Source organism: Coleofasciculus sp. (assembly GCF_046539235.1).
Lineage (GTDB): Bacteria > Cyanobacteriota > Cyanobacteriia > Cyanobacteriales > Coleofasciculaceae > Coleofasciculus.
The window spans coordinates 1-10,070 of sequence record NZ_JBKHHI010000238.1; the positions used below are offsets into that span (position 1 = coordinate 1).

A 10,070-nucleotide genomic window follows, 5' to 3' on the forward strand; every position below is an offset into this window, starting at 1 on the left:
TAGCGAGCAAGATGCTTATTAGTAGCGAGCAAGATGCTTATTAGTAGCGAGCAAGATGCTCGCACTACAAGGATGGGCCCAAAAGCCTCCTCTCATTCAGAAAGGAAGCTTAACTTAATTTATTAGGATAGCGCTGATTGGCGGCTATTTAATTCGCTGCGCCAGTAACTCTTGGGCTTTATGAGCGCACTCGGCATTCTGCTTTTTAACATTTTGTAAAAACTGAGCCAGTTCCTGATCGCCAGATTGCTCGGCATCCTGGATATACTGATCGTAAGTAGCGGCACCATTGAGCATGTGATACAACACACTAACCAGGTTATAGTTTGTGTTCTGTACTCCTGTAGCTTGTTCGCTTTGAGTCGGCGTTTTAATTCTCCTTATTTTTTTTATCGTTCAATTTCTCTAATTGAGGCTTTGGCTGAACAAGGCAAGCCATTTAACTTAACCCGACTGTACCACCGAAGCCTTCACTAGGGTAAAACTCCTCAGCGAGGATATTCGTCACTCCTAAGATAGATAAGATATCAATGCTATTTTTATGCCATAAGGCAGACGTAAAGCCGGGTTCAAATTTATTAAGGTTATGGTTGCCCGAGTCAGGGATCAGATATCTAGAACTTGGCTCAATCGCAATTCCTTGTTTAGCTATCGATTGATGACATTTCCTCTAGATTTGGGCATGATTCTAATTTTTGTTACATCACTATCAATATCGCTAATCTAAGCCTTACGAATCTAAGGCTTATTTACTGAAGTTCAAGGGATTCCAGCAATTCCCCCCTTTGCTTGACGTTGAATAAGAAGAATAACTATGACGACCCAGAATCAATGGCACGAACTCGCTCAACAACTGCGCGTGGATAGTATTCGCTCCACGACGGCGGCGGGTTCTGGTCATCCTACCTCCTCCATGTCGGCGGCGGATTTAATGACGGTGTTCATGTCCAAATATTTCCGCTATGACTTCGACCATCCCGATAACCCGAATAACGATCGCTTCATTCTCTCCAAAGGACATGCTTGTCCCTTACTCTATGCTATGCATAAAGCGGCTGGGGTGATTTCAGATGAGGAGATGATGTCGCTGCGTCAGTTTGGCAGTCCGGTTCAGGGTCATCCAGTTCCCCTGATCCCTGGAATTGAGGTCGCAACGGGTTCTCTGGGACAAGGCTTATCCGTCGGCGTGGGTATGGCTTTAGCAGCTAAGTACCTGGATCAACTTCCCTATCGGGTTTGGGTGCTTCAAGGTGATAGCGAAACCGCTGAAGGGTCAGTTTGGGAAGCCTTTGATCACGCTTCTTACTATAATCTGGATAATCTGATTCTGATTATTGATGTGAATCGCTTAGGTCAACGGGGTCAAACTGAACTTGGCTGGAATACTCAAGCTTATGCTAACCGCGCGAGGGCGTTTGGTTGGCATGCGATTGAAATTGACGGTCATGATTTTAAAGAAATTGAGCAAGCCTACGGTGAAGCACTGTCCATCCATAACCAACCTGTGGTAATTATCGCCCGCACCGTGAAAGGAAAGGGTGCCTCTGTGGTAGAAAATCAGAATGGTTGGCATGGTAAGAATTTGAAAGAGGATCAGGCAAAAGAGGCAATACAAGAATTAGGCGGTCAACGCAATATTACGATCTCCGTCCAGAAACCGGAGGAAGAGGGAGAACCCGCCACAATTGGCGAGATGCAACCTTTGGAACTTCCCACCTACGACGAAGGAGAGAAAGTTGCCACCCGTACCGCCTACGGTAAGGCATTAGCCGCTATCGGTGCATCGCGCTCAGATGTGGTTGCGCTTGACGGAGAGGTGAGTAACTCCACCCGCGCCAAGTTCTTTGCCAAAACCCATAGCGATCGCTTTTTTGAAATGTTCATTGCTGAACAGCAGATGCTGGGAGCGGCGATGGGATTGCAAGCACGGCATTATAAGCCCTTTGTCTCTAGCTTTGGTGCGTTCCTAAGTCGCGCTTATGACTTCGTGCGAATGGCAGCTATTTCTCGTGCCAATATTAAGTTATCGGGGTCTCATGCCGGAATCTCCATTGGTCAAGATGGACCGTCTCAAATGGCATTAGAAGACTTGGCATCTATGCGAGCCGTTTGGAGTAGTACGGTTCTGTATCCCTGTGATGGTAACCAAACCGCTAAACTGGTGGGTCAAATGGTTGACCGGGATGGGATTGTGTACCTGCGGACAACGCGGATGAAAACGCCTGTTATCTATGAAAAAGAGGAAGAATTTCCCATTGGTGGGAGTAAAGTTATCCGCAGTAGCGATCGCGACCAAGTGACGGTGATTGGTGCCGGGGTAACGTTGCACGAAGCGCTGAAGGCGTATGATCGGCTCAAACAAGAGGGGATTACTGCCCGGATTATTGATGCCTATTCGGTTAAACCTATTGATACAGAAACTCTGCATCAAGCCGCACAAGATACCGAAGGTAACTTAATTGTCGTCGAAGATCATTGGCTGGAAGGGGGTTTAGGTGCCGCCGTACAGGATGCCTTTGCCGGTGTTGATACTGCACCCACCTATCAAGGTCCTCAACTACAGTTAATTAAGTTAGCGGTACAAAATATGCCCGGTTCTGGTAAACCCCAAGAACTCATGCATGAGGCAAAAATTGACGCTGATGCCATCGTTGAAGCCGCGCGATCGCTGGTTAAACAACCTGTTGGCGCTTAAGCCCAATCCCTCTAGACTGGATCTAGGGCATCGGTCAATAGCTGTTGGCGGTTAAATATCCGTAGAGACGCCCCGGTGGGGCGTCTTTATCTAGGATCAAGTCTCAAAACAATCCACCGAGATTAATTTCACCAAATTATATGCTTGTTTAAAGAGAAATCAGCAGGCAAAGGTTGTAAATTTTTACATAAATTTAAAAGGTAAGATTGTGCTGCATTGTCCCCGTTAATGATCATTTTTTCTAAGGCAGGCATTAATAAATTAGAATTGACGAGATTCTTAAGTACAACGCCAGCAATCTTGCAATCCACTAAGCTTGGATAAACCTCTTTGAATACTTGATCTGCCCAATTATCATTAACTAATTCTACAAATACAAAAATTGTTTGTCTCGCATCGAAAAAATAAAAAGCTGGTATAAGCCTTGGGTCTGTTTCTATGTAAAAGCGCTTTTTAGTTCGATGTAATGAACTTTTCCCTAAAATACTTCCCATATTTTGTCTGCACACTACTATGATGTAAGGCTGGCGTTCTTCATATACACCTGCAACAAAACCTCGAAACAAGTCCCAAGCGTCTCTAGGGATTGTCTTTCCCTCGCTGCACGTATACATCACTGAGGGAAAGAGAGGCTGACTCGTGAGTTTGAGTAAACGTTGCAATTCTGAAAACCGAGGACTTGTTTTGGGGAGATATTCCTTGACTTTGCTATCATTCAGTAGAGGTTTAAGCTGCTTGATATACTCTCGCTCTAACTTATCGAGTTCAGAAACTGAAGTCAGAATATATCTAAGAATGATTTTATCTAATCCTTTCCTGGCAAATTGCTTGTATCGGTGATGAGTTGATCCCGCCCAGCGATCACGCAGGCTTTTAGCTTGACCAATATAAAGTAATTGTTCGCGTTCATCGAGAACAAAATAAATGCCTGCTTGAGCGGGAAGCTGATGACGTTGACGTAAAGTAAACTGTCCGGAAAAAATAGGAAAATTTCTCATTGTTATATATAATAGATTTAGGGCAAAAATTCTAGTTTAGAAATACTGCAATAATTGGGTAAGAGCAAGTCGCTCTACCTATTGTATAAGAATAGAGAATTGCTGAAGGGGTCACTTTCCCAATATTTATAAGGTTTTAGTTACCCTATTCATTTTTTTCTTTCGCCATTTTGCTACACTTTGTTTAACCGCTTCTAGTTCCTCAAAATCTACCTGCATCACAGCCGTCTCAAATTCCACACCCAACGCTGTGCTAACCTCCAGGATTTCTACAAAACTGGCGCATTGATAATCGGTGTCTTCATACTGCTGAACTCGTTGCTGCTCAATTCCTAACAAATCAGCCAGTTCTTCTTGGCTCATTTTGGCAGCTATCCTGGCTTTAATTAAAGCATTCGGCAGCTTATTCAAACTCTCAACTTTAATTTGAATCGGCTGGCTCTTGTCACAATTAGTCAGTCTTTCATATTCAGCAATTTCTTCCTTTAACTCGTCAACTTGACTCTGATAGGAGTCTCTATGAAGCTGCCAGCGCGTTGGTTCAGCTTTCAAACTATCATTACTATCCAATTCGGCGACAGACTGTTCAAATCGCCGCAACCAATCTAAAGAATGCTGATATTGTTGATCATTTTTTATCATAAGGGTATCCACCTCTGTAACTCTATAGACAGAATTCCTTTGCGCGTATTCGTTCTTGTATCAAATTGAAAAAAATCTAAATAAGCTATTCCTGCCTCATTCGCTGGGTAATTGGCTGGGAAAATCTCCCCTTTATACTTGCTTTTTTGTTCAGCACGTCGCAGCGCAAAATTATATAAAGTAGGAGCAAGGGATTTGAGATAATTTATATCAACTTCATTGTCTTCCCAACAGGCATCAAAATCACCAGGGTTGGGTTTACTGGTAACAAAACTACCATCAATATAAATAGTCCGACAACCTGCGGCTTTTAATTGGGTCATTGCCAGTTCCAAACCATCTATCATGCGCTGTCTCTTCAAGGTTGTACCAAATCTCTCCTGAAACTCCTCCCACTCGCAAAAATGAACTCCTGGTGGTAGATTGCCGTTCTCATCGAATTCTGGGATCACATTCTCACATCCACGCCAAAAATTGAGTGTCTGGCTTTTAAGGGTAACATAATTATCTTTATACCTCAGACAAGCTTCTAATGCCGAATCCGTCATACATAACCCTTTTATGTCCAGATTGTAGAGACGTTGCATGCAACGTCTCTACAGGGTTTTGGCGATTTAATCTAAAAGGGGTAGTTAACCCGGATTTGGGATAATTTGCTGAATCGGAATCTCGATCCAAAATTCAGTTCCTTTCCCTGGTGTGGATGTACAGTTGAGAATCCCGTGATGATGTTCGACGACAATTTGATAACAAATTGTCAATCCTAAACCCACTCCTTGTCCAACCGCTTTGGTGGAAAAGAAGGGATCAAATAGCCGTGCTTTTACCTCATCTGTCATTCCCGGTCCATTATCGGCAATTTGAATCACAATTCGAGGGCAATTCATTACGGATGGTTTCTTGTCCTCACTCTGAATATCTAGCTGCGAGTTTGGCTGGTGTGAGGAATCTGGAGAGCCTTCTAATAACCCAGTGCGAATAGCAATGATTGGTGCAGGATAATCAGGATTGTCTTTAAAAGACTGCTCCAAAACATCGATCGCGTTGTTGAGAATGTTCAGAAACACCTGGTTAAGTTGTCCAGGATAACATTCTGCCTCTGGCAACTCACCATACTCCGTCAGCACTTTAATCTCCGGCTGGTTCCCTTTGGGTTTGAGGCGATGTTGCAACATCAGTAAGGTACTCTCAATTCCCTGATTTAAGTCAGCCTGTTTCATCTCGGCTTCATCCAGGCGGGAGAAGTTGCGTAAGCTGAGGACAATGGAACTAATCCGATCGGTTCCCCGTTGCATAGAACGCAGCAATTTGGGTAAGTCATCGGCGATAAAGTCAACATCAATGAGTTCCTCTTGCTCGGCAATAGCCGCCGCCGGATTGGGGTAATGCTCTTGATAAAGGCGTACCAGATTCAAGAGGTCATAAAAATAGGCACTGGCGTAGGTCAAGTTATTGTGAATAAAATTAACTGGATTATTCAGTTCATGTGCCACACCTGCCACTAATTGTCCTAAACTGGACATTTTTTCACTCTGCACCAGTTTGGCTTGGGTGGCTTGAAGCTGATTTAGGGTTTGTTCAAGTTCTTGGGTTTGGGCTTGGGCAATCTCAGCGCTTTCACGGGCTTGGGTGTAGAGGGAGGCTTGATCGAGGGCGATCGTCAGTTGAGCGACAACCGCTTGCAATAGTTCCACCTCACTATTATCCCAGGGACGTTGTTCTGTCCCGTGAATACAGCTAATTGCGCCAATGTCTCCCGCCCGGGTTTTAATCGGTAGGGACAAGATTGAGGTATATCCCTGTCGGGTTAAAAACTGTTTGAGGATCGGGTCATCACAAGTTTCCACATCATCAACCTGAACAATTTCTCGCTTGAGAATCCGCTGGGCAAGGGGGGCGATTTGCTCGGTTGAATGTTGACCTATATAGCTTGGTAAATCAGGTGTTCTGGCTTCTTTGACTACATCCCAATGGGGGGGTTGTGTTTTGAGTCGATACCAGAGAAATTGACAGCGATCGATTTTGAGTAGGGTGCGAATCGATTCTACTGCTGTTTCCAGGATAGTATGAAGTTCTAGGGAGTTGCGAATTTGATTGGCAAGCCCAAAAAGCAGGGATTCGCGACGGCTGAGTAGTTCTGAACGCGCCCAATATTGGTCAATGGCAACGGCAATGGCATTGGCAACCCAGCTAAAGGTACGCCGAGATTCTGAGTTAAGGGATTGATTCCCTAATAACATCATGCCACTCATCAGCCGATCTTCTACCACCGCCGCCAATGCGGAAATCCGACTGTGGCTGGGTGGAGCGGGGGTTGTGGGCATCGCCGGGGGATGGGTTAATCGGGAAATGTGAGACCTCAAGCCCAAGGGTTTAAATTGGTTTGCCTGTTTTGCCACGGCTAAGGGGTTCATCTTCAAGGCGTGAGGTGTGGCTTTGGGGCGTGATTCTGCGGCGGGCTGGGGTTGACTAATCTCCCGCGAGACAACGACAAGTTCGGTGACTTGATTGGTTTGAGGATGGCATATAGGATTGATCGTGCTTTCTAGCCACCGATAATCGCCGCTTTGATGACGGATGCGGTAGCGAATCGGCTGCTGGTGTTGGCAATCCGTTGGGTTGGAGTAGATCTGTTTAATCGCGGTGACATCTTGAGGATGCACTAACTCGTAAATGGAATGTCCCACCAACTCATCAGATTCGTATCCTAAGAGGGTAAGACAAGCGGGTGAAGCATATAAATAGACCCCATCTGTCCGATGTTGAGAAATCAGATCGGGAGACTTCTCAACCAGTAATCGGTAACGGCTTTCTCCCTGATTCAACTCCTGCATTGCCTGTTGGTGATGCCATTGTTCCAGTCGCAGGGCAATTAAATTCGCGATCGCGCTGGCAAAGGTTTTGTCTTGAGGCGTCCACTCCCTCGGACTGGATACGCTTTGTTCGTAGCTAATCATACCGATCATCTGTTCGTTTTGCCAGATCGGTACATCCAATCGCCCCAGCAATAGGGGACTGGTAAGACAACAACACGTCTTCGGTAATACAGGTGGACTGATATCTTTTCCCTGGTTTTGTCCTGGGGTTTTGTCCCAGCCATGATAGTGTTTACCGTCCTCATACCGTTCCACACAATTAAGCTGGGAAGCTGCATCGTTGTACAACCATACGCTGACTCGCTCAACCTCTAATGCATCGGCGGCGGCTTTTGTCAAGTCACAAATTACGGTGGTCAAATCTCCGGCGTTGAGTCTCTGAGATTGAGTCAACTCGAATAACACCATCGTTTGGTTTTGCCAACGTTTGGTGTTGTTAATTTGAGCATCGTTTGCCAATTCCTTTGAACCCCTACTCTGCTTTCTAGTTGCAATCACTTAATCTATTTGTATTAGCAGCAGCATTCTGAGTAATAATTTGGCTGATCTGGGAGTTGAGTTCGGTGATATAGCAACGTTCCCTCAAAAGATTACTCACATATCGCATAGATGTTCTCTCTCCCCTTCCGGGTGGAAGCGGCGACTTTCGAGCGTTAGTCCTCAACCGCTATTCCCTACACCCTGTCTTTTGTTTCTTCCCACTACTCTGTTTAAATTACAGTTTAAATTACAGAAATTTACGACTCTCTTAGTACATAACTCTAACCTAAAACCCTAGCAACGTCAGCTTTTGTGTAAGTAACTTTTTTATACCTGTCATATAAATTAATTAAATCTCCCAGGAGCGTGAGTGATTTACTCAGACTCTCCTCTGGGAGATTGCTCTCACTACAGCCAACGTATTACGAAAATTTTATTTTGTATTACAAATATTGTTGTATGAGATATTTGAATGAGAGAGTCGAGAGACACATAAGTGTCTGAATATGAATAGTAGATGCACCCTGTTTACCCAACCTCTGCTAACCATCTCTCAACCAGGGTCGGAACCTGTAGCTAACAGAGGCTTCTGTAACAACGGCGATTTGAGAAAATCTTTTGATGCCGCTGTAATACAGTTGGGTCATACAAACCATCATACACAGTTGGAAACGTAAATATGGGTATAAGTTTACGTTTGTTAATATTACGTTGTATTACGCAAACTTTCTCAGTCTGGCACAAGTTAGAGGGAGGAGATAGGGGAGCTGGGGGAGCTGGGTAAGGGGATTACCAATGAACCATGAACCATGAACAATCAACAAAGGACGTAGCTTGCTTCTTTTCGAGCGTGAGTATGACGAATGACATCAAACGTATTTTTGCAACAAGAGGCTTAACTTCTGCTTCGTCGCCTCTGGCGCTTTGTCGAGTGGGGTCAAAATCGCGTATTTTAACGCTGAGTGTGCCTCAGATGGGGGTGGATTTTGGGCAAGACGCCGCACGGTTTCTTGAATCACCTGTTGAGCATTCGTCGCATTGCGCCGTAAATTGCCAATCACCATTTCTACGGTTACGCTGTCATGATCGGGATGCCAGCAATCATAATCGGTGACTAGGGCTAAGGTGGCGTAGGCGATTTCTGCTTCTCGCGCTAGTTTTGCCTCGGGTAAATTCGTCATCCCAACCACCGTTGCGCCCCAACTACGGTAGAGATGGGATTCAGCTTGAGTAGAAAAGGCGGGTCCTTCCATACAGATGTATGTGCCACCGCGATGCAGGGTGACATCAGTTAACTGTAAGCTAGCCACCGCATCAGCTAAAACCCCGGCGAGTTGATGACATACGGGTTCAGCAAAGCCAATATGTGCCACAATCCCCTCACCGAAAAAGGTAGATACACGATTTTTGGTGCGGTCAATAAATTGATTGGGTATGACCATATCTAAAGGTTTGGCTTCTTCCTGGAGGGAACCCACGGCTGAGGCGGAAATCAGATACTTAACGCCCAACTGTTTCATCGCGTGGATATTGGCGCGGAAGGGTAATTCAGTGGGCATGAGATGATGGTTACGACCATGACGGGCGAGAAAGGCAACGGTCGTTCCTTCTAGAGTACCCACAATTAAATCATCAGACGGCTTGCCAAAGGGGGTATCCACTTGCACCTCTTGCACATCTTTGAGGGCATCCATTTGGTAAAGTCCGCTACCGCCAATAATACCAATCGTTGCCTGTACCATTCTGCCTACCTTTTTCTGCTACAATGCCCAGATATTGTATCGGGAAATGGGTCGCGATCGCTCAAGTTGAGTTATTCCCTCTGGATGTTTAGATGGGTAGGGACAGCTATGAGTAACCGCCATTGGCTAAAGATTACCGAATACCTTTTCCTCGCTGGTTCAGGATTGGGAACGGTTATCGCCGCCGCCACTCAGCAGGCGGTTTACGCCGCCGCACCGATTACGATTACTCTGGGATTAAATCTCGCTAATCGAGGGCGATTCTATCAGAAGACTCATCAACAGACAGAAACCGCGATCGCACAACTCCAGCAACGAGTTACTAACTTAGAATCTCTCCCATCCCAGATTGCACAATTACAGAGTGCGATCGCACAGCTTGAGGATACTGTTAGTCAATTAACTAAAGGAAATACCCCTTCCCAACACGGGAATAGGCTTTCATACTCCCCCTTCCCTGGGAGGGAAGGGGGCTGGGGGGTTAGGTTTTACCAGATTGCGGAATTACACGATGCGATCGCACAATTCCCAACCCCAGAACCCAATTCTCCCACGATTGAGCCGGCTGTAGAAATTCAAGCCCTTTTACCCGACACCATTTCCCGATGGCAATGTGTCAAAACCCTCACCGGAAATT

At 45.5% G+C, this 10,070-nt stretch carries 7 protein-coding genes and 1 pseudogene; 2 read left to right on the plus strand and 6 right to left on the minus strand.

All coding sequences use genetic code 11. The features are described 5' to 3' along the window. Positions 1-144: 144 nt before the first annotated feature. Positions 145-306, minus strand: coding sequence for a hypothetical protein (locus ACLFWI_RS19305; RefSeq protein ID WP_446414255.1), 162 nt, complete (start codon positions 304-306; stop codon positions 145-147). 508 nt (positions 307-814) lie between these two features. On the opposite strand from ACLFWI_RS19305, the gene ACLFWI_RS19310 reads away from it, so the two are divergent. Beyond that, positions 815-2,695, plus strand: coding sequence for a transketolase (locus tag ACLFWI_RS19310; protein WP_446414256.1), 1,881 nt, complete (start codon positions 815-817; stop codon positions 2,693-2,695). Between the two features lie 128 nt (positions 2,696-2,823). Here ACLFWI_RS19310 and ACLFWI_RS19315 read toward each other — a convergent pair whose 3' ends face one another. The 5 genes from ACLFWI_RS19315 to ACLFWI_RS19335 all read right to left on the minus strand — a co-directional run bounded on the left by ACLFWI_RS19315 (position 2,824) and on the right by ACLFWI_RS19335 (position 9,433). Continuing rightward, entirely contained in the window at positions 2,824-3,693 is an 870-nt protein-coding gene (locus ACLFWI_RS19315) for a GIY-YIG nuclease family protein (protein WP_446414257.1), read from the minus strand. A gap of 126 nt (positions 3,694-3,819) precedes the next feature. Beyond that, positions 3,820-4,335 (minus strand): helix-turn-helix transcriptional regulator, encoded by a 516-nt coding sequence (locus ACLFWI_RS19320; RefSeq protein ID WP_446414258.1) that lies wholly within the window; start codon positions 4,333-4,335, stop codon positions 3,820-3,822. Continuing rightward, entirely contained in the window at positions 4,332-4,787 is a 456-nt protein-coding gene (locus ACLFWI_RS19325) for a DUF6932 family protein (RefSeq protein ID WP_446414261.1), read from the minus strand. Before ACLFWI_RS19325 ends, ACLFWI_RS19320 begins: the two co-directional genes overlap by 4 nt. A 180-nt stretch (positions 4,788-4,967) precedes the next feature. Beyond that, complete coding sequence (locus ACLFWI_RS19330; RefSeq protein WP_446414259.1) at positions 4,968-7,670, minus strand: GAF domain-containing protein; 2,703 nt, start codon at positions 7,668-7,670, stop codon at positions 4,968-4,970. A gap of 890 nt (positions 7,671-8,560) precedes the next feature. Further along, positions 8,561-9,433 (minus strand): S-methyl-5'-thioadenosine phosphorylase, encoded by an 873-nt coding sequence (locus ACLFWI_RS19335; RefSeq protein WP_446414260.1) that lies wholly within the window; start codon positions 9,431-9,433, stop codon positions 8,561-8,563. A gap of 108 nt (positions 9,434-9,541) precedes the next feature. Between ACLFWI_RS19335 and ACLFWI_RS19340 the strand changes: the two are divergent. Continuing rightward, positions 9,542-10,070: pseudogene (locus tag ACLFWI_RS19340) on the plus strand (hypothetical protein); the annotation flags it as partial.